Source organism: Flagellimonas sp. 2504JD4-2, from assembly GCF_053642935.1.
The window spans coordinates 682,900-707,096 of sequence record NZ_JBSIOV010000001.1 but is presented as its reverse complement, the minus strand read 5'-3'; the positions used below and the strand labels follow the sequence as shown (position 1 = coordinate 707,096).

The following is a 24,197-nucleotide window of genomic DNA, read 5'->3' as shown; positions in this document are numbered from 1 at the left end:
AAAACTCTATAAATGGGGGTTAAAAAGGGGTTTATCAGTTCGCTTGGGTATAGTAAATTTCCAATTTCAACTTTTTATCCTCATTCCCTGAGATAACGTTGCTTCCAAAAAGTACTGTTCCCAAGGGATTTATGTTCGCCATAACCGGAACATCCAAAACAGGTTCCTGTGATCCCACGGCCTCTGTTACAGTACCCAGACCGATATTGGATGTCAAAGTAAGGGCCAATTTTGCATTGGTCGAATCCCTAACAATGATATTATTGATATGTTCAGTAATTCTGATGGTATACTTGACACCTTGGTTGTTTTCTTTTTCCAGAATGCCATCATAATCCAAAAACAGCCCTAAGGGTTCATTGGTCACGCTATTCTCGTTTGCTGGATTGAATATGAGTTGATTGGTCTCACCATTGTAAAGGTATAGTCGAGGTGGCTCAACCACCGTTCCTCCATTCAATGTTAGTTCTTCTTGATCTACATAAAAAACCAAATTGGCCTCATTAATTATCCAATTGTTGGATCGTATCTCATCTATAATATCTGCTCCACCGTTCTCAGCCTCATCAAACAATCTTACTTCTGCAATGGTTCCTGCTCCCCCCTTCATGTATATTCTAGAAGCATTTTCGCCATTATCCAGCGCATTGACAACGATATCTGGAAACGGTTCGTCTACAAAAGTGTTCACAGCATTACCCGTGATAAATCCATTTGTGTTTACCAAAAGGTTAAGCACAAAATCCCGCTCTACAGTCTCAACTGCCTCATCCGTGACATTATAATCCTGGAATTCATATGTAATTGTTATGTTCGCCTGGGTCAGATCCAATAGAAACATCAATTCTTCTATATCAGATTGGCCTGAAATCCGTATCCCCCTTAGAAAGTCCTGAAAATTTGCTTGGCTCAATAACTCCGACTGTCCTTCTTTGTCAAGAATATTTGTTTGAAAGAAATCGTTGTCCAGAGCAACACGTATGCCAGGATTTAGCCGGGTTCTAACTGTTGTAGATTCGTCAACATCATCGGTATCAGGGTCATCCTCGTTAAAGAACAACATTTCCTCATCACTTACGGTAATAGGTCCTTCAAAAAGCACCTCTCCTTCAAAGGGAGCAAAATCGTGGTTCGAGAAATACTCTTGTGCTTCCTGAAAATTAGTGTTGGGATCCAAATTCCTTAAGAAAAAGTTATTTCTGGTAACTCTAAGATTAAAATCTTCACCTCTATCCCCATAAATACTGTCCAAATCAAATCTTTTTGGAAAAGTATTCGCCACAAAGTTATCCCCTGTACCATCTTCATTGGGATCAAATGGGTTAGATCCTACGATTCGCTCACTATTGTCAGAAACGCCATCACCATCTGTGTCCGAATTAGGATCTTCGGGGTCAGCGTCAAAAATATCCTCAACGCCATCCCCATCAGTGTCTCGCAAAGAAGTAGGCGGTAGTTGAAACGGTATATAGAGATAAACTTCTTTGACCGTTTCATTTTCTGGAATAGTGGAGTCCAAATCATCGTTGTCGGCATTATCCTCCGTCTCCTGTGAAGAATCACCAAAATTAGGATCTGTTGTTGATAATGAAACTTGCGAAACTATACTTGCATTCCTTGTTCCATAAAACGGATCATTAAAAGTTCCCAATTGGTAAAGCGGCAACCGATTTGTCTGCACGGCCTCTATACCTTTGTTAAAGGCAAATACATCATACGATTGCTTTCCAGTGGTAAAAGGTTCGCCACCTATAACTCCTTCCCCAATAGTGTCCAGTTCCTCCTCACAAGAAGTAACGATCAGAAATAAAGTTCCAACTAAAGCTGAAACTTTTAAAATCCTAGAAAATTTCATGCAATTTATTTTAAAACTTCTGTTGTATAGAAATTTGTGTACGCTTCTTCTGCCTCCTGAAGAGAGACATAAGGCAATACTGGTTTGGAAAGATTCGCAATATGATTTTTTAAGTCCTCCGACACCTCTTCCGAGGCTAAAATAATGGCATCGGAATAATCGGCGGCAACTTTTAACAAATTATTATAGTCAGGTGTTGAAAGGGAAGAAATACTTTCCTTATCAATGCCATCAAAAGCAATTTTATCTATCATGTCCCCATCCAACTCTCCAGCATAACCTTTGTCATATATAGAAGTAACTATTTTACTATCTGCAAACAGTGGCTCATCGGCATAATATTTGCGCAAATACAGTGGTAGCAATGAAGCCATCCATCCATGGACGTGTATGATATCTGGTGACCAGTTTAGCTTCTTTACTGTTTCAACCACTCCCTTGGCAAAAAATATCGCTCTCTCGTCATTATCCGCAAACAGGTTCCCATCAGCATCTTCGAAAGTAGCCTTCCTTTTAAAGTATTCCTCGTTGTCGATAAAATAAACCTGAATACGCTCCCTTGGAATTGATGCTACTTTAATGATCAACGGCATATCCATGTCATTGATGACCAAGTTCATCCCAGATAAACGAATTACCTCATGCAATTGATGCCTTCTTTCATTAATATTGCCATAACGAGGCATAAAAATTCGAATTTGGCCACCATTGCTATTGACCATTCTCGGCGCTTCGTATGACATTAAGGAAACTTGATTCTCTGGTAGATAGGGCACTAATTCTGAAGATACAAACAATATCTTTTTACCATTCATAAACACTTTCTTTTGCTTATCTGAAAAACGTAGCTGCAAAAGTACAAAAATTATGCCGATTAGCAGTATTTATAGTATTTTTGCACGCTTTTGAACTACTCTATGCAAGTATTTGATCAAAAAAGAAAGTTAAATCCATTCTTGACTGCCCACAGGGCTGAAAACCGGACCATTGGGCTTGTCCCGACCATGGGTGCCTTACATCAAGGACACTTGTCCTTGGTCAGAACAGCGCTTTCCCAAGATGAAGTGGTGGTCGTGAGCATATTTGTCAATCCTACCCAGTTCGACAAAAAGGATGATTTGGAAAAGTATCCTCGAAGCCTTGATAAGGATTTGGCACTCTTACAGCAAGTTTCTGAGCGCATTGTGGTGTTCGCCCCTTCGGCCGATGAAATCTATGACGGAAAAGTAAAATCCGAATCCTATGAATTTGACGGATTGGACGAGGTAATGGAGGGCAAATACAGAGAAGGACATTTTGATGGTGTAGGAACAATCGTGGAGCTTTTGCTCTCTGCTGTTTCCCCTGACAGAGCATACTTTGGTGAGAAAGATTTTCAACAGCTTCAAATCATTAAGAAAATGGTGCAGACAAAGGGTTTACCCTATGAAATTGTTCCCTGTCCCATTGAACGCGAACCTCATGGTTTGGCCATGAGTTCACGTAATGAACGCCTGTCAAAAACGACAAGAAATGAAGCTGGTTTTATAAATAAAACCCTCGAAACTGCCAAAACAAAATTTGGCACGGAAAGTGCTAATCATATTGCGGATTGGGTTAGGTCCCAATTCAAAAAAAATGAGCAGTTGAAGTTGGAGTATTTTGAAATTGCAGATGAGGATACTTTGGCACCAATTACAAAAAGACAGACAAATAAAAAATATAGAGCTTTTATAGCCGTTTATGCCGAAGGCGTAAGGCTTATAGATAATCTAAGATTGAATTAACTAATTTTGCACCATGCAAGTAGAAGTTGTAAAATCCAAAGTCCATAGAGTGAAGGTCACAGGCGCCGACCTCAATTATATTGGCAGTATCACCATCGATGAGGATTTGATGGATGCAGCGAACATAATTCGAGGAGAAAAGGTACAGATCGTCAACAATAACAACGGAGAGCGTTTGGAAACTTACGCAATTCCGGGTCCAAGGGGCTCAGGCGAACTAACACTAAATGGAGCCGCGGCCCGAAAAGTTGCCGTTGGCGATGTGCTCATTCTCATAACCTATGCATGGATGGAAATTGAAGAAGCAAAATCATTCAATCCAGCATTGGTATTCCCTAACGAGGAAACCAATCTTTTGAACTAGTTTTGAGCAGTTCTCTCAAAAAATTCCTGAAAATTTCAATCCCTATCCTTATTGGATTGGGGCTTGTTTTTTATTCCTATAACTCAACCACTCCAGAAGATAGGGTCAGAATTGTGGAGGCCATCAAAAATGCAGACCCTATTTGGGTTCTCTTATCCATATTCTTGGGAATATTGAGTCACATTTCAAGGGCCATACGTTGGAACTATCTTTTGCGCCCCATGGGTTATAAGCCTAAACTGATCAATAATGTGCTAATTATACTTACCAGTTATTTTGCGAACACCCTTGTCTTACGATCAGGGGAATTTTTAAGGGCCACAGCACTGACCACCTACGAAGAGGTCCCTTTCGAAAAAGGTTTTGGTACTATCGTTACAGAAAGGATTATCGACGTCATCATGCTTTTGCTGATCATAGCCGCTGCCCTTCTGGTTCAAACCGATGTGATATTGGGCATTTTGGAAGAAAATGGAATTGGCCTGGTCGGATCGTTGATATTGCTTTTAGTAGGAGTTCTTGGGCTTTTTATTTCAATTCGAATTATCAAAAAATCATCCTCAAAACTGGCCATAAAAATTAAAACCTTCTTGAATGGCCTTTTAGATGGGGTTCTTAGCATCTTCAAAATGAAACGAAGGGGCGCTTTTATCTTTCACACCTTTTTTATCTGGGCATGCTATGTTGGTATGTTTTGGGTGATCAAGTTCACGGTACCTGAAACCACTGAACTTCCTTTAGGAGCGTTTTTGGTAGCATTTGTGGCAGGAGCTTTTGCCATGGCAACAACCAATGGTGGTTTGGGATTCTTCCCAATAGCGGTGGCAGCTACTTTAATGGTATACGGTGTAAGTGAAAATTCCGGCAAAGCCTATGGTTGGATTATGTGGACAGCACAGACACTAATGGTGGTGGTTGCCGGGACAATATCCTTTATCATCTTGCCGTTATTGAATAGAAATCGGTAAACCCCTGCCAAGAAAAACTTTATCAAATGAGACAATGTCTATTTATTTTAATAGGCCTGCTGTGCTTTAATCTGGGTGCTCAAGTAAAAAAAGAAATTTTCGAGTCCTTCAAACTTCAAGAAAGAAGGGATGTTTCCTATTATTTCCCTGAGGACTATTCCGAAGATAAAAAATACCCGCTTTTAGTGGTTTTGGATGCAGAATATCTTTTCGATATTGTCGTGGCCAACGCCAAATTTTATAGTCGTCATCATAGAATGCCAGAAGCCATCATCGTTGGTGTTGACCAAGCCGAAAACGATTTACGCTGGGAAGATTGTGATTTTGAACAGACGACCGGCCTTCCAACTGAAAAAGGCGCACAGTTCTATGAGTTCTTGGGTACTGAGCTTATTCCCTATTTGGAGACCCAATACAACGTAGCTCCCTTCAAGATGTTCATCGGCTATGATATTACAGCAAACTTTGGGAACTACTTTTTGTTCAAGGATAAGTCTTTGTTCAATTCATACTTGTCCATTTCCCCAGTCTTGGCCACAGAAATGGAAAGTAGGGTTCCTTCCAGATTGTCCGATTTAGATCAAGAAATTTTTTACAACGTTGTGCTCGAAAAAGAGCCCACAGAGGATAGGCAGCGTATTCTTCAAATGAGCAATGCCATAAAATCCATTTCCAAAGAATCGCTTCATTACTTCTTTGATGAATATAATGACGCCGACCATGTTTCTATTGCAGCATATGGGGTAAGCAAAGCCTTTGACAATGTATTCAAGATTTTTCGCCCTATTACTCCAAAAGAATACAAGACCGAAATCCTTGCCTCGGATGAGCCCGTATTCAAATATTTACAAGATCGTTACGATATGATCGAGAAACTCCTTGGATTTAGAAAGCCCGTGGAGCTCAACGATATTATGGCAATTTACGCCGCTTGTTTAAAAAAAGATGATTTTGAGTCCTTAAAACCATTGTCGGAAGTATGTAAAAAGCAGTTTCCTGAAACCATGATGGGCTTTTATTTTGAAGGCGAATACTATGAGCAACTCGGTGAACCCAAAAAAGCATTCAAGACTTTCGAAAAGGCCTTCCAAATGGAAGAAATTGACTTTTTGACCAAGGATATGGCCCTGGAAAAGATTGATGCCCTAAAAGCTGACTTTGGCTATTAGATTATCGGATTGTTAGATTACAAATTCTTGGTTGGGATTATTCAATAATAGAACACTCCAAAAATCCAAACATCCAAACATCTAATTCTATATCTTTAGGCCCTTCATTTTAACCGAATGGCCAAGACCAAAACTGCTTTCTTCTGTCAAAATTGTGGTGCCCAATATCCCAAATGGGTCGGACAATGTTCTTCTTGCAAGCAATGGAACACCATTGTGGAGGAAGTGGTTCAAAAAGAGGAAAAGAGAAGCTGGAAAACGAGCTCAAATTCGACCAAAAAGGCATCCGCTCCGTTAAAAATTTCGGAGATTACCCATGAAAAAGAACTTCGGTTAGATACAAGGGACCAAGAGTTCAATAGAGTTTTGGGAGGCGGTTTGGTTCCAGGTTCCCTAACGCTTTTAGGAGGCGAACCGGGAATTGGAAAAAGCACCTTGCTCTTACAGATTGCCTTAAAACTATCCTACAAAACATTATACGTTTCTGGAGAGGAAAGTCAGAAACAGATAAAGATGCGGGCGGACCGTATTTATCCCAATAGTGAAACCTGCTATATCCTTACAGAAACCAAGACCCAAAATATCTTTCAGCAAATAGCTGCCCTGGAACCCGATATTTTGGTTATTGATTCCATTCAAACATTGCATACCGATTATATTGAATCGGCCGCTGGGAGTATTTCACAAATTCGGGAATGCACCGCAGAGCTCATCAAATTTGCCAAGGAGAGTCATACCCCGGTCATTTTGGTCGGACATATTACCAAGGACGGAACCATTGCCGGGCCAAAGATCTTGGAACATATGGTTGATACTGTTTTGCAGTTTGAGGGTGATCGCAATTATGTATATAGAATTCTTCGCTCTTTAAAAAATCGCTTTGGTTCCACGGCGGAATTGGGTATTTATGAAATGCAAGGAAGTGGCCTTCGTGAGGTTAATAATCCTTCCGAGGTGTTGATTTCCAAAAATGAAGAAGACTTGAGCGGAACGGCCATCGCAGCTACTATTGAAGGTATGCGACCGTTGTTGATAGAAATACAGGCTTTGGTAAGTACCGCGGTGTATGGAACACCTCAACGTTCGGCAACCGGTTTCAATGCGAAACGATTGAACATGCTTTTGGCTGTGTTGGAGAAAAGGGCCGGGTTTAAGCTAGGTGCCAAGGATGTTTTTTTGAATATTACCGGTGGAATCTCAGTGGACGACCCAGCTATTGATTTGGCCGTTGTGGCAGCAATTCTCTCGAGCAACGCCGATGTCCCCATTGAAAAAGGGGTGTGTTTTGCCGCAGAAATAGGACTTGCGGGAGAGATAAGACCTGTTCAACGTGTGGATCAACGAATTTTGGAAGCCGAAAAATTAGGCTTTACCGTAATATATGTATCCAAAAACAACAAGGTCGGATTAAAGAACACTGCTATCCAAGTGAATTTGGTCTCCAAGATTGAAGATGTGGTAAGCGCTCTATTTTAGACTGTATCCCCTCTTGATTCCCTTGCTTTATCTTTTTATATTTAGAAAAACATCTCCATGAAAAACTTCAAACTCTCCGTTTTTCTAATTTCTCTATTGCTTTTATCCTGCAAGGAAACTTCAAAAGAGTCTTCAATCACTAAAAATCATACCACCTGGCAGCATTATCTTGGTGACCCTGGAAGGTCTCATTACTCAACGCTTAATCAAATTGACACTTTGAACATCAACAAGCTCAAACTGGCCTGGACCTATAAAAGTGGTGGGATTGAAGAAGGTAGAACCACACAGATCCAGACCAACCCTTTGATCATAAATGATGTGCTGTATGGCGTCAATGCGGCCATCGAACTCTTTGCGTTGAATGCAAAAACCGGGGAAGAAATCTGGAAATTCGAAGCCCCTTTAGCAGATGTTTCTGGGCTTGGGGTAAATCGTGGATTGAGTTTTTGGGAATCCGACTCCTATGGAAAAAGTAGATTGTTCTTTTCTTCGGGACCCAATTTATATGCTGTTGATATTGAAACGGGCACCGCAATTACCTCATTCGGAGACAATGGCAGTATTGATCTGCGGGATGGCTTGGGAAGAGATCCAAAGAAATTATCGGTAGTAGCAAATACTCCGGGTGCTATTTATAAGAATTTGCTCATCATGGGCACACGAGTGGGTGAAGGCCCTGGGTCATCTCCAGGACATATTAGAGCTTACAATGTGATTACCGGCGCTATCGAATGGATCTTCCATACCATTCCACAACCTGGTGAATTCGGATACAATACTTGGCCCAAAGAAGCCTACAAAACCGTGGGGGGTTCCAATAGTTGGGCAGGAATTGCGTTGGACCCAAAAAATGGAATAGCTTATATCCCTACGGGATCTGCTGCTTTCGATTGGTATGGTGGAGACCGAGAAGGAGAAAACCTTTTTGCAAACAGCCTATTGGCCTTGGACGCTGAAACAGGAGAACGTGTTTGGCACTTTCAAATGGTCCATCACGATATGTGGGACAGAGATTTGCCTGCTCCTCCAAATCTTTTTGAAATGGAACGAGATGGCGAACAGATTCCAGCTGTTGCCCAAGTAACCAAAAGTGGACATGTTTTTATTTTCAATCGTCTTACGGGTGAGCCGCTTTTTCCGATTGAAGAAAAAGAATATCCCGCTTCAAAACTGGATGGTGAGATAGCGCACAAAACACAACCTCTTCCTTTAAAACCTGAACCTTTTGCGCGTCAGATTTTAAGAAAAGAAGATTTGTATGACCCCAATAGACCCGCTTTTGTGGATGACTTCGTGGACAAAGATCAAAACATTGATCCTCCGACAGTGTTGGACAAGTTCGAACAAATCACCTCCAACGGACAATTCATTCCGATAGATACCACCGGTGTTATTTTGTACCCCGGAGCTGACGGCGGGGCCGAATGGGGAGGTGCCGCTCTGGACCCGACCAATGGTGTAATGTATGTGAATTCAAATGAAATGGCTTGGATAGTACGCATGTCCAAAGTAGGTGGAAAAGAAGGAGAAACATCCCATCGAGGCGCAACTTCAACCCAGATTCATTGTGCTAGATGCCATGGGGGTGAATTGCAAGGATTGGGGGCGATTCCAAATCTTCAAAATCTCAAAGAAAAGTTTTCATCCGATTCCATTTCGAGCATTATCAAAACTGGAAAAGGAGCTATGCCTGCGATGCCCAATCTGTCTGATGAAGAAATTGCGGGCATCGCAAACTATCTTTTGGGTATTGAAGAAGAAACTGATCATCGGGTGGAAAAAACAGATGTGGAAGTTCCATATGCCGTGGGAGGATTTGGCCGTTTTAAAGACAATCGAGGTTTTCCGGTGGTGAAACCACCATGGGGCACCCTAAACGCTATCGATTTGAATTCAGGAGAATATTTATGGACCATCCCTTTAGGGCACGAAGAGGAACTGAATGACCCTGAAATCCAAGTTTCAGGAACGGAGAATTATGGTGGCCCTGTTATCACTGCTGGCGGAGTTCTTTTTATAGCAGCAACAAAGGATGAAAAAATCCGTGCTTTCCATATGAAATCCGGTAAAATGTTATGGGAAGACAATCTCCCCGCCGGGGGTTATGCCACTCCGGCTACATATGAAGTTGATGGCAAGCAATATTTGGTCATCGCCTGCGGAGGTGGTAAAATGGGAACCTCGTCAGGTGATGAATATCGAGCCTATGCTTTAGAGTGAACTTAGGGAGCTGGATTGGGAATGGAATTATGGATATCCTCAATCCCCTTGATAACCTCATCGGAAAGCTCTACATCAATACTATCGATATTCTCCTTTAACTGCTCCATACTTGTGGCGCCGATAATATTACTGGTCAAAAATGGTCTGGTATTTATAAAAGCCAATGCCATTTGAGCTAAACTTAGTCCATGATCTGCTGCCAGTTCACTGTATCTTTTAGTAGCCTCCGTTGCTGTTTCACCACTATAACGGTCATAATGCGGAAATAAGGTCAATCGTGCCTTTCTTGGTGCAACAGCATCCAAATATTTACCGCTCAAAACTCCAAATGCCAATGGAGAATATGCCAAAAGACCAATATCTTCCCGCATGGAAATTTCGGAAAGTCCGACCTCAAACAAACGGTTTAGCAAGCTATAAGGATTTTGAATGGTGAGCATTCTTGGCAAACTTTGATGCACCTTGCTTTCCTCTAGATAACGCATCGTTCCCCAAGGAGTTTCGTTGGATAGGCCAACATGTCTAATTTTTCCCTCGGCAATCAAATCCCGAAGCGTTTCCAAAACTTGATGGATGTTATCTTCCCACGGATCTATGGAATGTGCGTTAAATCCTCTTTGGCCAAAAAAGTTGGTGTTACGTTCAGGCCAATGCAATTGGTATAAATCGATATAATCGGTCTGTAAACGCTTTAAGCTTCCCTCTACAGCACTTATTATGGAATCTTTGCTAAACCCGGTTGTCCGAATATATTTGGTAAAATCAGCTCTTCCGGCAATTTTGGTGGCCAGCACCACCTTATCGCGATTCCCGGTTTTCTTGAACCAGTTTCCGATAACCTCTTCCGTTACGGCATAGATCTCCTTTTTGGGTGGAATGGGATACAACTCTGCAGTATCAAAAAAATTGACTCCTTGATCCAGTGCATAATCCATCTGCTCATGTCCCTCTTCTTCGCTGTTCTGTCTTCCCCATGTCATGGTCCCCAAACAGATCTTGCTGACTTTAATATCGGTGTGTGGTAGTCTGGTATATTTCATCTAGCAATACTTTTTAGACTGGCAAAAATACTCAATCCATATTTTCGCTCTTTAAAGGATTTGTTATTTTTCTATCTCTAGAAGAACAGGACAATGATCACTGTGCTTAGCATCAGAAAGAATCACAGAACGTTTCAATCTACTCTCCAAAGAATCATTGACCATCCCATAATCCAACCGCCATCCCTTATTATTGGCCCTAGCATTTGCCCTGTAGCTCCACCATGTATAATTATGGGGCTCTTTATTGAAGTGTCTAAAGCTGTCTATGAATCCACTTTTGATGAAATTGCCGATCCATTCCCGCTCAACGGGTAAAAATCCCGACACGTTTTTGTTTCGGACAGGGTCATGGATGTCAATAGCCTCATGACAAATGTTATAATCTCCACAAACAATGAGATTGGGTCTTTCTTTTCGAAGCTTATCGGCGTATTTCTGAAAATCGGCCATGTAGGTGAGCTTATGTTCCAAACGATCCAAATTGGTTCCGGAGGGTAGGTACATGCTCATTATCGATATATCACCATAATCGGCCCGAATATTTCGGCCTTCAAAATCCATATAGTCGATTCCGGTTCCATATTCGATATGGTCTGGCTTCTCCTTACAGAGCAAAGCGACCCCACTATATCCCTTTTTTTGTGCACTGAACCAGTAGTGATGGTTATAGCCTGCAGCTTCGAAAAGGGATACATCCACCTGTTCCTTCATCGCTTTGGTTTCCTGGATACAGACCACATCTGGATCCACGCTTTGCAGCCACTCGATAAAGCCTTTGTTCAAAGCCGCCCTGATTCCATTTACGTTATACGATACTATCTTCATGCTAGAATTTTCACTAAATGTAGGTATAGTATTTGGCTCTTTAAAATTGATTTTTGTGATGCCCATATCGACATAAAAGATTGTTAATATGTTTCTAAGCAATAAGAATTATGGGTTTAAAGGTTAAATTTAACCTTAAGTTTTTCTGAATGACCGCCTTACTTTTAATCGACATCCAACTTGGCCTCGAAGAAACCGACTTTTATGGCAGCGAGCGCAACAATCCAAATGCCGAAATGAATGCCGGTAAAATCTTGGAAAATTTTCGAAAAAGAAACCTCCCCATTTTCCATATCAAACATAACTCCACCAATCCAAAATCGCCCTTACATCCGGATAAAAAAGGGAACGAGTTCCACCCTTCGGTAAGCCCCATTCCAGGGGAACCCGTCTTTCAAAAAAATGTAAACAGCGCTTTTATCGGAACCAACTTGGAAGAACAACTTAAAAGTCAAGACATCACCAAACTTGTTGTTGCCGGACTGACCACTGAGCATTGCGTATCAACATCGGTTAGAATGGCGGCCAATCTGGGATTCGATGTGATATTGGTTTCAGATGCCACAGCAGCCTTTGATAAGGTTGGATATGATGGCCAAAAACTTAGCGCCCATCTTATCCATAACGCCGCACTGGCCAATTTAAAAGATGAATTTGCAACAATAAAAAACACCGAAACCGTACTAAACATACTTGCTAATTGAGTTATGAACCAAACCATCCATATTAATAAGAATCTTCTGCGGCTAGCAGCCCTATTTTATGTTTTTTGTCTGACCATCCCAACTGTAGGCCAAGCCCAAGAAAAACCACTACGAATTGGAGTGGCTGGTCTTACCCATACCCATGTTCATTGGATTTTGGGCCGAGAGGACATTGGAGATATTGAACTTGTTGGTATCGCTGAACCCAATCGCGAACTCGCTCAACGCTATGCCAATCAGCACGGTTTTTCCATGGATTTGGTGTACGACACCCTGGAAGAAATGATCTATGCAACAAAACCTGAGGCCATTACCGCATTCGGGACTATTTATGATCATTTGCAAATAGTAGAGACCTGTGCCCCACTGGGTATTCATGTGATGGTCGAAAAGCCTTTGGCCGTAAGCTTGGACCATGCCGAACAAATGGCCGCATTGGCCAAAAAACACAATATCCATTTGTTGACCAACTACGAGACTACTTGGTATCCTACAAACCATATGGCCAAACGGTTCCTTAACCATGGTAAAATTGGTAGACTTCGAAAGATAGTTGTACGTGATGGACACAAAGGGCCTGTGAAAATAGGCGTTAACAAGGAGTTTTTGGATTGGTTACAAGACCCCAAGGACAATGGTGGGGGAGCAATTACAGATTTCGGTTGTTACGGTGCCAATCTGACCACATGGCTTATGAGTGGACAGCGCCCAAATACGGTTACAGCGATAACCCAACAGTTTCAGCCTGAAAACAATCCCAAAGTGGATGACGAAGCCACTATTCTGCTTACTTACGATAACACCCAAGCCATTATCCAAGCATCATGGAATTGGCCCATCGGACGTAAGGATATGGAATTGTATGGATTGATAGGTGCACTTTATGCCGATAACAGAAATGAGCTTCGTCTTCGGATTGCTGAAGGCTATGATGGCTATCACGAAGAAAAATTTACCTTGAAGGAAAGACCCTCCCCTTACGACGACCCTTTTGCCATGCTGGCGGCCGTCGTAAAGAATCAAATTCGATTGCGACCATATAGTCTATCCTCTTTGGAAAACAACTTGGTGGTGATGGAAATTTTGGATGCCGCCCGAGAAAGTGCCGAACACGGAAAAACAATCAAACTGAACAACTAAAATCATCAATCTCAACTACACTGAACCTATGGCATACAGGAAAGTCCCCATCACACTTATTTTATTGTTTTTTACGGTTTCTTTCTACGCCCAGGAAGTTCAAAAGGATTCTGTGAACCAGTTGGACGAAATCATACTGGTAGAAGATATCGCCATTCGGAATGCAACAGGAATCACCCCCTATTCCATCATTGGGGAGCAGACCTTTGAGAAATTCAACCCGATTGACATTCCATCCGCAATCAATCAGATTCCCGGGGTGTACCTACTCTCTGGAGCATTAAACACAAATCGAATCACCATAAGGGGAGTTGGTGCTCGTACGCCTTTCGGCACCGATAAGCTTCGGATGTACTTTAATGGCATTCCTGTTACCAATGGAACAGGATCTTCAACCATCGAGGCCTTCGATTTGGAGAATTTGGGAAGTATCGAGGTCATCAAGGGACCTAAGGGTACCGCCTTTGGCACCAATTTGGGCGGGGCAATTCTACTGGACACCAAAAGTCCTGAAGAAAACGAGACCAAACTATCCAGTTCCTTCACTTTGGGATCTTATCAAATGTTGAAAGAGAACCTATCGTTCAGGCATGCTGAGAACAATTTCAATCTGACGTTCACTTACAATCATTTTGAAACAGATGGCTATCGGCAAAACAACCGCTTTGATCGCGATGGTTTTTTGTTGAATACCAATTTTAACCTTAGCGAGAAAAGTGAATTGGGCCTGTTGGTCAATTATATTGATTACACTGCCCAGATTCCGAGTTCATTGAACCAAACCGATTTTGACGAGGACCCAACTAGAGCGGCAAGCAATTGGCTGGCAGCCCAAGGTTTTGAGGCCAACAAATATGTGCTTACGGGATTGTACCACACCTACGAATTCAACCATACCTTCAGAAACACCACCAGTATTTTCTATACCTATTTGGACCATTACGAACCCCGTCCCTTTAATATTTTGGACGAATTTACCAACGGGTTTGGTGTTCGAACTCAGTTCAAGGGTTCTACCGGGTCATCAGAATACACTTTTGGAGGTGAGTTGTACAAGGATGAATACCATTGGGGTACCTTCCAAAATCTTTTCCGCGATAACAATGGTAATGGCAGCTTGCAAGGAGATCGCTTAAGCGACAATAGTGAGTTCCGAAGACAATTGAACCTCTTTGGCACCTTCACCCATACCTTTACCAAGGGATTTTCAGCTCAAGTAGGGCTCAACCTCAACAAGACCAATTATAATTTTCAGGACTTGTTCAATCAAGGCGATGCCAATACTTCAGCAAATAGAAATTTTGACGCCATTCTACTTCCCAGTTTTGGATTGCAATATCTTTTTGTTGGTGGAAAGCTGTTTGCCAATGTGAGTCGTGGATTTTCCAACCCAAGTTTGGAAGAAACTTTGACCCCAGATGGTGTAATCAATCCTGATATCGCACAAGAAACGGGAACCAACTATGAACTTGGAGGGGTTCTTACCCTTTTGAAGGAGCACCTGTTTTTGGATTGGTCCCTATACCACATGGACATCAACAATCTTTTGGTGGCACAACGTGTGGGCGAGGATCAATTTATTGGAAGAAATGCAGGGGAGACCCGTCATCAGGGTTTTGAACTCAGTGCACGATCTGTTTTCCCGCTTTGTAAGAGTTTAAATGTGTATCCCTATTTGAACTATACATTGAGTGACCATAGTTTTGTGGATTTTGTGGACGAGGACGATGATTTTTCGGGTAATCCACTGACCGGAGTGCCAAAGCATCGAATCAGTTCGGGTATTGATCTAAGGCACACCAATGGATTGCAATTGAACTTAACTCATCAATTTGTGGATGAAATACCATTGACCGATGCCAATACCTTGAACAGTGATTCCTTTAATGTGTTCAATGCGAAATTGGCTTATCAAACCCAATTATCCAACCATTTTTCTTTAGGATTTAACGCCGGGGTGAACAATCTTTTTGATACCCGATACGCCCAAAGTGTGTTGATCAACGCAGTAGGTTTCGGTGGAGCCCTGCCCCGATATTTTTATCCCGGAAATGACAGAAACTTTTATGGTGGAGTGAGGCTGGGCTATCTTTTCTAAATTTGATGGAATCCAAGATGTTTCCGCAAACATGCTTAATGAATCACTTCATTCCATAGAAACCTTAAAAAAGGAAGACTACTTTTTGAAACGTGGCAAATTGTGCGTTAAAATCGGCCAGGTAAAAAAAGGAGTGCTGAGAGGTTTTGTTTATGATAATGATGGCAACGAAATCACCACCCATTTTTATCAAGAGGGTGATATGGTGGTAGGCAGCTTTCTTCCAAATACCAAGATGGACATGTCCATTCAAGCCATGGAAGATTGCGAGCTATCCATTGCCAATTACGCAGAAGTGATGTCATATGTAAACAAGGATCGCGAAATAACGGAGGTGATTACGCGTGAATTCCAAAAACTGAACAATCAGCTTCAATCCAGATTGGTTTCCCTTTTAAACCTGACCTCTTTGGAAAAGTACAAACGCTTTTTAAAGGATTATCCCGGTTTGCTGAATCGAATTCCCCATTATTACATTGCCAATTATTTGGGGATAACCCCAACACAGCTGAGTAGGGCCAGAAAACAGTTTTCTCAACAAATGTAAACGGGAAAGATTGGCTTTGTCCATTGCTTTGTATTCTAATTAAAAAGTAATTATGAATACTGAATTATCGGACAATCAATTTGAAGCAGAATTCCGCAACTGCAACATTTCTCCTGCCCTTTTTGACCACGAAGCGCATTTACGCTTGGCATGGATCCATATCCATAAATACGGTCTTGAAATCGCTATTGAAAATATTTGTCAGCAGCTTACGGCTTATGTTGCCCATATTGGTGCTGCGGACAAATACAACACCACTTTGACCATTGCTTCCATTAAAATGGTCAATCATTTTATGAACAAATCGGCTTCGGACAATTTTCAGGATTTTGTGATTGAGTTCCCTCAGTTAACATCTAATTTCAGAGGACTCATTGGGGCTCACTATACCAGGGACATCTTCACTTTGGAAGAAGCTAAGAAATCTTATTTGGAGCCAGACTTACTGTCATCTGACTGATTCCATTCAATAAAGAACTGCTATCGATATTGACCCAGTACTTCTTTAAAGCGCTTTACCGTGATTTTGACCGAATCGGATTGACTTTCTAGGTCCAGCGGAGTTTTTTCCAGTGGATCTGTTTCAATATTGAACAAATCCCCATTTTCATACAGTTTCCATGTTTTATTGTGAATGTATCTCTTCGGTTCGAATTTTCCCCAATTCGGATCATAATGACAAAACACCCAATCCCTGGGAACATATTCTTCGCCAATCAACTGTGGATAAAAACTGTTACCATCAGATAAATCTTGTTTAAATTCTTGATGGGTGGCGGCTTCCAAAATGCTTGGCAGAAAATCTGTGAAATCCACCAAATTGTTGTTGATGCTTCCCGCTTTTATCCTTCCTTTCCAATTGGCTATAAAAGGTACATGTGTTCCGGCATCGGTTGTGTAGCCCTTGTTTCCTTTTAAGGCTGAACCATTGATTACCGATACCACATCCCGGTCCGTTCCATTATCTCCAATAAATAATATCAATGTATTTTCCCGAATCCCCAGCTTATCCGTTTCAGCAACAATGCGTCCCACCAATTTGTCCATGTACGTTACCATTTCACCAAAATATGTGGTGTCATTGACCTTTGAAGTAGCGTCAAAATCTCCGAACTTAGCATTATCCGGTGTTGGAACAAAAGGGTCATGGGTAAGTACCATGGGATAATACACAAAAAAGGGATTGTCTTTATGGGTTCCCATATAGGTATTGATGTGATCCACAAAGATGTCCGGGCCAAACCTGTCATCAAATTTCTGTGTTCCCTTTCCCTTGATGCTAAGTAATGGATCCTTATATCTAGAACCGCGCTCGTCTATTTGCCAAAGGCAATAATCATCAAAACCAGCTTTTTCCGGTAGGGTTCCAACTTTTCCATCTGCCAATTCCTGTTGATGCGGATTCCCCAACAATTGCCACTTGCCAGCAACCATCGTCTTATAGCCCGCTTCCTGCATGTAGTGCCCAAAAGTTTTCTCCTTGGGATCCAACAAACCAAATCCGATATAGTTTCTGAAATTATACTTTCCTGTCATCAACTGTACCCTTGACGGTGTGCAAAGTGGTGTGGAATAGCAATGTTCAAAGCGCATTCCCTCATTGGCCAATCTATCCAAATGCGGTGTTTTATAACTATCACTTCCGTAAACTCCCAAGGTTTCGTAACCGAGATCATCGGCCATGATCAGAATGATATTGGGCCTCCGCTCAACTTTTTGGGGGGAGGTGTTCGGCTTGCATCCCAAAATAAGTACGATACTAAATATTGGCAGCCATCTTTTCATTCTATTTGACTTCATTAGAATTTTATTTTTTACTATAATCAATTCCAAGATCATTTGTTCTTACTTCCTTCAGCTTCTGTTTTAGCTTTTCTTGAAATTGCTTTACTTCTTCGGCATATTCTGGAAGCATTGCCAAGTTAGTGTACTGTCCTGGGTCTTTTTCCATATCGAACAACTCAACACCCAAGGAAGCGTCCTCTTCATATTGAATATATGCCCTATCATCTGTGCGTAGCAAAAAAGTTTTACCTCCTTGCGTAACCGAAAAGGCCATATCCCGGACTTCGTGATTTGGATTGTCCAATGTCTTGACCAAGCTTTTGCCCTGGATATGTTGTGAATACGGGAGTCCGGCCAATTCGGCCACAGTGGGATATAAATCCAACAGTTCCACAAAGGAATTGCATACCGCTGGTTCTTTCCCCGGAACCTTTATGATCAGCGGAACTTTTGCCGATTCTTCCTTGACGCTCACCTTCATCCAAAATTCATGTTCCCCCAAATGAAACCCATGGTCCGAGGTAAAAATTACTATGGTATTCTCATCCAATCCTTCTTCCTTCAAAGTGTTCAGCACCTTGCCCACCTGGGCATCCATATAAGATACGGAAGCATAGTAGGCCGCAATGGCCTTCTTTTTCTGAACAGAGTCCATTTTGGCATTCTTGCTGGTCACATAATTGATTCCCTTCTCAGGAATATCATCCCAATCCCCTTCAAAATTGTAGGGCAACTCAATATCTTCATGTGGATAGGGTTCAAAATAATCCCTCGGGGCTACAAAAGGAACATGTGGGCGAACAAAACCAACTGCAAGAAAAAAGGGCTGGTCTTTGTGTTTTCTTATCAATTCTGAAGCCTTTTCAGCTGTTTTTCCGTCGGAATGAACCATATCATCTCCATCCGCTTTTACGATGGTCATGACATTTCCTCCACGAATCGGTTTTGTTCCATCAGGATTCCCTTGCACCAACTCGCCATCACCTTTGGCTGTCCATTCCGGTCCTTGACTATTGAAACGTTCTGTCCATGATGCCTCATCATCCTTGCCATTTGAACCTTTTTCAATATCTATGGGTACACCCATGTGATAAATCTTGCTTACCCTTGCCGTATAATACCCATTGTTCTTGAACAGCTGGGACCAGGTGACCCTCTCATCCCCTATATTTTCCCTCCCACTGATATAACCAAAGGTTTGGGTGGCGTTGGGGTAATATCCGCTCATGAAAGACGCCCTCGAAGGGCCGCACACCGGATATTGGCAATAGGCCCTTGCATATCTTGTGCCTTGGGCTGCAAGGCCATCAATGTTTGGGGTTTGCGAAACTTTATTGCCATAGGAGGAAACTGCCGTAGTGGTCAAATCATCAGCGATGATAAAAAGTACATTGGGTCTCTTTGGTTCTTCAACCGTTGTCTTGCATGAAAGTACTATTAGACACAGTAGTGCCACCATGCACCTCCAAGTTATCTTTTGATTGGTCATTTTGGTATACATCCATCTAAATGAAAACACTATTACTCCCCTTTTGAAAGCAGTCCATTTTCAATTAGGGGAATCCTGAATCTTTCCACTTCTGAATCCGTATGTTCTTTCGAGAAAATTTCGGATGCCTTTGCAATAATCTCAGGGTTTTCATCAGCAACGTTATTCAATTCGGCAGGGTCCTGAGCAAGGTTGTAAAGTTCAACAGTAGGTTCCGCCTTGGGGTTCTTTAGATTTTGTCGCACAAATTTCCAATCTCCCATCCGAATAGCGACCTGACCACCATATTCGGGGAATTCCCAATACAGAAAATCATGCTCTGCCTGACCTTCTTCGCCTAGCAATGTCGGTGAAAAACTGATGCCATCCGTTTCCTGGGGATTTTCTAAATCGATAAGGTCAAATAGCGTTGCCATAACATCGTAATGGGCGGAAATATGATCCGTTTTACTTCCTGGTCTGATATGGTTCGGCCAAGAAGCGATCATCGGCACTCGAATCCCTCCTTCATACACAAAACCTTTCCCTCTTCCTCGTTCTTCCCCAAAAACTCCGGAACTATTAAAGAACTCTCCATCTGTCCCTCCTGTAAAAGTCACTCCATTATCCGATGTGAACATGATGATCGTATTTTCATAAAGGCCATTTTCTTTTAGATAATTGACCAATTTGCCCACATTCTCATCCAAATAAGAAATCATAGCGGCATAGCCTGCCCGAGGGTTTTGATGCGGAAAATACCCTGCATTTCCAAGATATGGTTCTTCCTCCCCGAACTTTTCCTTGTAATAGTCCACCCATTTCTGGGGCGCTTGGATTGCATTATGCGGAATGGGTGATGCCCAGTATAAAAAGAAGGGCTTCTCTTTGTTTTCGGCTATGAATCCCATCATTTCATCAAACATCAAATCTGGGGCGTAGTCGTTCAAATTAAAGTTCTTATAACTCGCTGGATCATTTGGATCTGCGCCTTCGGATAGTTTTGTATGCGGTGGGATGGTATCGTTATTGAGATACACCCTGTTTTCATTTTTATACAAATGAACTGGATAATAGGTATGTGCTTGCCGTTGGCAATTATATCCGTAGAAAAAATCAAAACCTTTTTTTGTGGGAATGGACTCGGTATGAGGCGCTCCAAGACCCCATTTGCCCACCATTCCAGTGGTGTACCCTTCTTTTTGCAACAATTGTGGGAACAAAACCGTATTGGACGGTATCGGGTGTTGTCCTTCCAGTGTGGAATCGAGGATCATTTCTCGATAATCCCAAACATTTCCACGTTCTCGCCATTCGTGATTTCCCCTGATGTAAGAATGTCCCGCATGCCTGCCTGTCATCAACATATATCGCGCAGGAGCACAAACGGGTGCACCTGTATAATGTTGGGTAAATAACATTCCGTTTTGGGCCAGGGCATCAATATTTGGAGTTTCAATTTTTTGCTGACCATAGACTCCCAATTCACCGAAACCCAAATCATCGGCCAAGATGTAGATAATGTTTGGCTTACTTTTTACCGGTTCCTCTGTCTTTTTCTTACTTTGACAGCCTACAAATGTTATCGTAAACACAATCAGATAAAAACAATGCAATCTTTTGATGGGTACTCTCATGGTCTCAGTTATTTTGGTTGTTATTTGGTTTATATAATGGGTTCTTCTTGATTGGGACCGGAGCGCCAAAACTCGCTCTCCATTGCTTTAGATCTTCCCATAATTCTTCTTTTTTATCTGGAAAGCTGGCGGATACATCATTGCTTTCGGAAATATCCTCTTTAATATTGAACAATTGAAGTCTTCCATCTTCAAAATCCTCAATAAGTTTCCAATCTCCCTTTCGGATGGCTCCAGATGGCACTGCCCTCCATCCCCTGGTCAGGGCTTTTTTTTGTTTTATCCCTTTATATCCTTCCAAATAGGCTGGAAAATGCCAATAAACAGCTTCCCTGTCCAAGCTGCCTTTTTGAAAAAACAAAGGCGTCAAATCTTCACCATCCACCGTATAATCTTGTGGATTCCCTCCAGCCAAGGACAGCAAGGTAGGGTAAAAATCCATTCCAATTACCACCTCATCGGATTTGGAACTTGACTGAATGTGTTCTGGCCACCACGCAATCATAGGCTCGCGAATACCTCCCTCGTACAACATTCCTTTGGAACCTTTAAGGGGAGCGTGATTTGTTATACCTCCATGTCCGCCATTATCGGAAAAAAACAGCACCAAGGTATTTTCATCCAAATCCAGCTCTTTTAGTTTTTGGAGCACCCTGCCCAAGCTTTGATCCATGCTTTCGACCATACCAGCGTAAGCCGGGTTATCTTGTCCTTGATAAGGTTTCTTCTCCTTGTATTTTGACTCCAAATCCGGTTTGGACTGAATTGGCGTATGAACGGCAAAGTGGGAGAGGTAAATGAAAAAGGGGTTGTCCTTGTTGTCCTCAATAAAATGCAATGCCTCATCCGTTAGACGGTCGGTTAAATATTCCCCATCATTTCCATCCGCTAAATCAGGATTTTTATATGGACTAAAATAGGATTTTGGGTGTCCCAGTTCGTTTCCAGCAATGTTTATATCAAATCCTTGGGCTTCCGGTCGAGTTTCCATGCTATTGCCAAGGTGCCATTTTCCGATATGCGCATTGGTGTACCCGAATGTCTTCAACGCCTCTGCAATGGTGACAATGTCCCCGGCCAAAGCTGTTTTGTTGGGATGCGGCACCAATTTCCTGTTTTCCGGGTTTCCCCGATCCGGTCGGCCCACGGTGTAGATTCCGTGTCGTGGCGCATATTGGCCGCTTAAAAGGGACGCTCTGGACGGGGCGCAATTCGGTGCATTTGCATATGCATTGGTAAACACCGTGCCCTCCTTTGCCATTTGATCGATATGAGGGGTTTCATAGTATTTGCTTCCGATGTATCCCACATCGTTCCATCCTAAATCATCAACAAAAAAAATAATGAAATTGGGTTTCTTTTCCTGCCCACATGAAGTCAACAAACCAAACAGACATGCTATCCTGAGTACGGTTTTAAGCATTGAGGTTGGTTTTTTGGTTCATTGCATCTTACAATTTGACCCCTAAATTAGAGAATGCTATTTTTTTAGGGCACTGAATAAATCAAATTGTTCACAAGGTAAAAAAGCCTAACTATTTCTGGAAAGACTTTTTGTTATGCCTCTCACTTGGGAGCCAACGACTATGCTCGGGATAAACTTCTCGCAACAAAAGGGTAAAAAAAACGAATTGGAACCTCCAGAAATTACTCGGGAATCATTGGCAGACTAAAAGGTTTTACAAACAACAGGGATTTAAAGTTCAATGAGCTCAACCTTGAATTCTTAAAGCGGTTTGAAAGCCACCATTTATCAAAGCCAGGAAATTCCATTAATGGAATTGCATCTTATATGAGAACAATAAAGGCAATTTATAACAAGGGTATCAAGGAAGGCATAGTTGATGAATCCCTATATCCTTTTAAATACTGCACCATTAAAACCAAACCCACAGAAAAAAGAGCAATTAAAATTGAGAGTATAAAGAAAATACTCGAAATGAAAACGGAGATAGGTTCCAAGCATTTTCACTATCGAAATTACTTTGTCCTCTCCTACCTCATGTTGGGCATGTCCTTTATTGACATGGCTTTTTTAAGAAGAGATAATATTATCGATGGCCGTGTCAAATTTCAAAGACGGAAAACAGGAAAACGCTATGATATAGTTATTACAAGTCAGATTAAACCCATAATTCAACACTATATGGATTATCTCAATCCATCTGGTTTTTATTACCCATAATCTATAGAGACACACTAGAGTTACAGTACAAAGATGCTCAATGGGAACTAAGAAGGTATAATATTGGGCTGAAAGAAATAGCTAAAAAGTGTGGTATTGAAGAACGTTTGACCTCCTACGTATCGAGACATAGTTTTGCAACACATGCTATGTTCAAAAAAGTTCCTTTAGAGGCAATTTCCGCTATGATGGGTCACAATAAATTAAGTACTACACAAATTTACCTTAAGTCCTTACCAAACAACATACTTGATTCCTATCAGCTAGAATTGAACTCCTTATGATTTGATTATAAACCTTTCTTCTGAATATCGACCAGTACGTACAAAAAATAATATCTAATTTTTTAAAGTGCCATGAACCGTTGCTTTTATTATCCCCTTAGCATGTAGGATAATAGGGAACCTATTATTGTTTTGCTAGGCTAAAGTTTTGATCGATATATAATAAAGGGAATTTAAACCGTTATATTCGATTAATATCCGTTTCTTTACTAAACTTTGCAGACTATCACGAAAATTGAGCCAGTCTTGAAATATACAAGAGAGCCCTCTCCATTACAGTTTCCCATTACCGCATAGGGCCTAGTCTAAGCTATTTTTTGAAAGTTTCAACATTCATGACCAAATGCCGTAAAGGCTAGAGTTGTACTGCTTTTGCTCTACTTTTTGCCAGCAAAGTGCTTTTAAGTGTTCATAGTTCCCGTCTATGAATAAGGGTTTTATAATCGAATAAAAAAAGATATGCTTATAATTAAAATTGTTCCCGGAGAAAATATTGAAAGGGCCCTGAAAAGGTACAAACGAAAGTTCAGGAGCACCCAGCATTTGAAACTAATCAAAGACAATCAAGAGTTTAAAAAAAAATCCAAGCTACGGAGGGATAAAGTGGCCAAGGCAATCTATAAAGAGAAGTTTTTAAGGTCAATAGAGGATTGATTC

Annotated in this window: 22 protein-coding genes; 14 read left to right on the top strand and 8 right to left on the bottom strand. The window is 41.6% G+C overall.

Features of this window, described 5'->3' with window-relative positions; translation table 11 throughout:
- Positions 1–34: 34 nt before the first annotated feature.
- Together ACULLH_RS03340 and ACULLH_RS03335 are read right to left on the bottom strand one after the other, a co-directional pair.
- Positions 35–1,855, bottom strand: a complete 1,821-nt coding sequence (locus tag ACULLH_RS03340) for a DUF4270 family protein (protein WP_454087308.1) — start codon at positions 1,853–1,855, stop codon at positions 35–37.
- 5 nt (positions 1,856–1,860) lie between these two features.
- Positions 1,861–2,670 (bottom strand): glycogen/starch synthase, encoded by an 810-nt coding sequence (locus tag ACULLH_RS03335; protein WP_454087307.1) that lies wholly within the window; start codon positions 2,668–2,670, stop codon positions 1,861–1,863.
- Between the two features lie 102 nt (positions 2,671–2,772).
- Here ACULLH_RS03335 and panC point away from each other — a divergent pair, with 102 nt between their 5' ends.
- The 6 genes from panC (at position 2,773) to ACULLH_RS03305 (ending at position 9,821) form a co-directional block, all read left to right on the top strand.
- A complete protein-coding gene (gene panC / locus ACULLH_RS03330; protein ID WP_454087306.1) occupies positions 2,773–3,621 on the top strand; it encodes a pantoate--beta-alanine ligase in 849 nt (282 codons plus the stop codon).
- Between the two features lie 13 nt (positions 3,622–3,634).
- On the top strand, positions 3,635–3,985 hold the full coding sequence (panD, locus tag ACULLH_RS03325; RefSeq protein WP_190810094.1) for an aspartate 1-decarboxylase: 351 nt from the start codon (positions 3,635–3,637) through the stop codon (positions 3,983–3,985).
- Between the two features lie 2 nt (positions 3,986–3,987).
- Positions 3,988–4,953, top strand: a complete 966-nt coding sequence (locus ACULLH_RS03320) for a lysylphosphatidylglycerol synthase transmembrane domain-containing protein (protein ID WP_454087305.1) — start codon at positions 3,988–3,990, stop codon at positions 4,951–4,953.
- 26 nt (positions 4,954–4,979) lie between these two features.
- Positions 4,980–6,122, top strand: coding sequence for an alpha/beta hydrolase (locus ACULLH_RS03315; protein WP_454087304.1), 1,143 nt, complete (start codon positions 4,980–4,982; stop codon positions 6,120–6,122).
- Positions 6,123–6,239: 117 nt separating this feature from the next.
- Complete coding sequence (gene radA, locus ACULLH_RS03310) at positions 6,240–7,598, top strand: DNA repair protein RadA (RefSeq protein ID WP_454087303.1); 1,359 nt, start codon at positions 6,240–6,242, stop codon at positions 7,596–7,598.
- Positions 7,599–7,655: 57 nt separating this feature from the next.
- Positions 7,656–9,821, top strand: a complete 2,166-nt coding sequence (locus ACULLH_RS03305) for an outer membrane protein assembly factor BamB family protein (RefSeq protein ID WP_454087302.1) — start codon at positions 7,656–7,658, stop codon at positions 9,819–9,821.
- A 2-nt stretch (positions 9,822–9,823) separates the two neighbouring features.
- On the opposite strand, the gene ACULLH_RS03300 is transcribed toward ACULLH_RS03305, so the two are convergent.
- Both ACULLH_RS03300 and ACULLH_RS03295 read right to left on the bottom strand, forming a co-directional pair.
- Positions 9,824–10,864, bottom strand: coding sequence for an NADP(H)-dependent aldo-keto reductase (locus ACULLH_RS03300; RefSeq protein ID WP_454087301.1), 1,041 nt, complete (start codon positions 10,862–10,864; stop codon positions 9,824–9,826).
- Positions 10,865–10,927: 63 nt separating this feature from the next.
- Positions 10,928–11,692 carry an exodeoxyribonuclease III gene (locus ACULLH_RS03295; protein WP_454087300.1) on the bottom strand — a complete coding sequence of 255 codons (765 nt, stop codon included), beginning with the start codon at positions 11,690–11,692 and terminating at the stop codon, positions 10,928–10,930.
- Positions 11,693–11,841: 149 nt separating this feature from the next.
- Here ACULLH_RS03295 and ACULLH_RS03290 point away from each other — a divergent pair, with 149 nt between their 5' ends.
- Genes ACULLH_RS03290 through ACULLH_RS03270 form a run of 5 tightly spaced genes read left to right on the top strand, consistent with a single transcriptional unit; the run spans position 11,842 to position 16,641 of the window.
- Positions 11,842–12,396, top strand: coding sequence for a cysteine hydrolase family protein (locus tag ACULLH_RS03290; RefSeq protein ID WP_454087299.1), 555 nt, complete (start codon positions 11,842–11,844; stop codon positions 12,394–12,396).
- Between the two features lie 3 nt (positions 12,397–12,399).
- Positions 12,400–13,536 carry a Gfo/Idh/MocA family protein gene (locus ACULLH_RS03285; protein WP_454087298.1) on the top strand — a complete coding sequence of 379 codons (1,137 nt, stop codon included), beginning with the start codon at positions 12,400–12,402 and terminating at the stop codon, positions 13,534–13,536.
- Positions 13,537–13,564: 28 nt separating this feature from the next.
- Positions 13,565–15,634 (top strand): TonB-dependent receptor family protein, encoded by a 2,070-nt coding sequence (locus tag ACULLH_RS03280; protein WP_454087297.1) that lies wholly within the window; start codon positions 13,565–13,567, stop codon positions 15,632–15,634.
- A 31-nt stretch (positions 15,635–15,665) separates the two neighbouring features.
- Positions 15,666–16,181 (top strand): Crp/Fnr family transcriptional regulator, encoded by a 516-nt coding sequence (locus ACULLH_RS03275; protein WP_454087296.1) that lies wholly within the window; start codon positions 15,666–15,668, stop codon positions 16,179–16,181.
- Positions 16,182–16,233: 52 nt separating this feature from the next.
- Positions 16,234–16,641 carry a hypothetical protein gene (locus tag ACULLH_RS03270; RefSeq protein ID WP_454087295.1) on the top strand — a complete coding sequence of 136 codons (408 nt, stop codon included), beginning with the start codon at positions 16,234–16,236 and terminating at the stop codon, positions 16,639–16,641.
- A 20-nt stretch (positions 16,642–16,661) separates the two neighbouring features.
- Here ACULLH_RS03270 and ACULLH_RS03265 read toward each other — a convergent pair whose 3' ends face one another.
- From ACULLH_RS03265 to ACULLH_RS03250, 4 genes are all read right to left on the bottom strand, one after another.
- Positions 16,662–17,981 carry a sulfatase-like hydrolase/transferase gene (locus ACULLH_RS03265; protein WP_454087294.1) on the bottom strand — a complete coding sequence of 440 codons (1,320 nt, stop codon included), beginning with the start codon at positions 17,979–17,981 and terminating at the stop codon, positions 16,662–16,664.
- Between the two features lie 7 nt (positions 17,982–17,988).
- The gene (locus ACULLH_RS03260; protein ID WP_454087293.1) at positions 17,989–19,425 is read right to left on the bottom strand and encodes a sulfatase; all 1,437 of its coding nucleotides are present in this window, start codon (positions 19,423–19,425) and stop codon (positions 17,989–17,991) included.
- A gap of 62 nt (positions 19,426–19,487) precedes the next feature.
- Positions 19,488–21,071 carry an arylsulfatase gene (locus ACULLH_RS03255; RefSeq protein ID WP_454087292.1) on the bottom strand — a complete coding sequence of 528 codons (1,584 nt, stop codon included), beginning with the start codon at positions 21,069–21,071 and terminating at the stop codon, positions 19,488–19,490.
- A gap of 4 nt (positions 21,072–21,075) precedes the next feature.
- Positions 21,076–22,494 carry a sulfatase gene (locus tag ACULLH_RS03250; RefSeq protein ID WP_454087291.1) on the bottom strand — a complete coding sequence of 473 codons (1,419 nt, stop codon included), beginning with the start codon at positions 22,492–22,494 and terminating at the stop codon, positions 21,076–21,078.
- 207 nt (positions 22,495–22,701) lie between these two features.
- On the opposite strand from ACULLH_RS03250, the gene ACULLH_RS03245 reads away from it, so the two are divergent.
- The 3 genes from ACULLH_RS03245 to ACULLH_RS03235 all read left to right on the top strand — a co-directional run bounded on the left by ACULLH_RS03245 (position 22,702) and on the right by ACULLH_RS03235 (position 24,194).
- Complete coding sequence (locus ACULLH_RS03245; RefSeq protein WP_454087948.1) at positions 22,702–23,256, top strand: site-specific integrase; 555 nt, start codon at positions 22,702–22,704, stop codon at positions 23,254–23,256.
- The gene (locus tag ACULLH_RS03240; protein ID WP_454087947.1) at positions 23,235–23,540 is read left to right on the top strand and encodes a tyrosine-type recombinase/integrase; all 306 of its coding nucleotides are present in this window, start codon (positions 23,235–23,237) and stop codon (positions 23,538–23,540) included. The genes ACULLH_RS03245 and ACULLH_RS03240 overlap by 22 nt, the downstream gene beginning before the upstream one ends.
- A 459-nt stretch (positions 23,541–23,999) precedes the next feature.
- Positions 24,000–24,194 carry a small ribosomal subunit protein bS21 gene (locus tag ACULLH_RS03235; protein WP_454087290.1) on the top strand — a complete coding sequence of 65 codons (195 nt, stop codon included), beginning with the start codon at positions 24,000–24,002 and terminating at the stop codon, positions 24,192–24,194.
- The last annotated feature ends 3 nt before the right edge of the window (positions 24,195–24,197 follow it).

Excerpts from the sequence above, each read along its gene's own strand:
- ACULLH_RS03340 (WP_454087308.1), bottom strand. The coding sequence starts at position 1,855 with ATGAAATTTTCTAGGATTTTAAAAGTTTCAGCTTTAGTTGGAACTTTA.
- ACULLH_RS03335 (WP_454087307.1), bottom strand. The coding sequence starts at position 2,670 with ATGAATGGTAAAAAGATATTGTTTGTATCTTCAGAATTAGTGCCCTAT.
- panC (WP_454087306.1), top strand. The coding sequence starts at position 2,773 with ATGCAAGTATTTGATCAAAAAAGAAAGTTAAATCCATTCTTGACTGCC.
- panD (WP_190810094.1), top strand. The coding sequence starts at position 3,635 with ATGCAAGTAGAAGTTGTAAAATCCAAAGTCCATAGAGTGAAGGTCACA.
- ACULLH_RS03315 (WP_454087304.1), top strand. The coding sequence starts at position 4,980 with ATGAGACAATGTCTATTTATTTTAATAGGCCTGCTGTGCTTTAATCTG.
- radA (WP_454087303.1), top strand. The coding sequence starts at position 6,240 with ATGGCCAAGACCAAAACTGCTTTCTTCTGTCAAAATTGTGGTGCCCAA.
- ACULLH_RS03305 (WP_454087302.1), top strand. The coding sequence starts at position 7,656 with ATGAAAAACTTCAAACTCTCCGTTTTTCTAATTTCTCTATTGCTTTTA.
- ACULLH_RS03300 (WP_454087301.1), bottom strand. The coding sequence starts at position 10,864 with ATGAAATATACCAGACTACCACACACCGATATTAAAGTCAGCAAGATC.
- ACULLH_RS03295 (WP_454087300.1), bottom strand. The coding sequence starts at position 11,692 with ATGAAGATAGTATCGTATAACGTAAATGGAATCAGGGCGGCTTTGAAC.
- ACULLH_RS03290 (WP_454087299.1), top strand. The coding sequence starts at position 11,842 with ATGACCGCCTTACTTTTAATCGACATCCAACTTGGCCTCGAAGAAACC.
- ACULLH_RS03285 (WP_454087298.1), top strand. The coding sequence starts at position 12,400 with ATGAACCAAACCATCCATATTAATAAGAATCTTCTGCGGCTAGCAGCC.
- ACULLH_RS03280 (WP_454087297.1), top strand. The coding sequence starts at position 13,565 with ATGGCATACAGGAAAGTCCCCATCACACTTATTTTATTGTTTTTTACG.
- ACULLH_RS03275 (WP_454087296.1), top strand. The coding sequence starts at position 15,666 with ATGCTTAATGAATCACTTCATTCCATAGAAACCTTAAAAAAGGAAGAC.
- ACULLH_RS03270 (WP_454087295.1), top strand. The coding sequence starts at position 16,234 with ATGAATACTGAATTATCGGACAATCAATTTGAAGCAGAATTCCGCAAC.
- ACULLH_RS03265 (WP_454087294.1), bottom strand. The coding sequence starts at position 17,981 with ATGAAGTCAAATAGAATGAAAAGATGGCTGCCAATATTTAGTATCGTA.
- ACULLH_RS03260 (WP_454087293.1), bottom strand. The coding sequence starts at position 19,425 with ATGGTGGCACTACTGTGTCTAATAGTACTTTCATGCAAGACAACGGTT.
- ACULLH_RS03255 (WP_454087292.1), bottom strand. The coding sequence starts at position 21,071 with ATGAGAGTACCCATCAAAAGATTGCATTGTTTTTATCTGATTGTGTTT.
- ACULLH_RS03250 (WP_454087291.1), bottom strand. The coding sequence starts at position 22,494 with ATGCTTAAAACCGTACTCAGGATAGCATGTCTGTTTGGTTTGTTGACT.
- ACULLH_RS03235 (WP_454087290.1), top strand. The coding sequence starts at position 24,000 with ATGCTTATAATTAAAATTGTTCCCGGAGAAAATATTGAAAGGGCCCTG.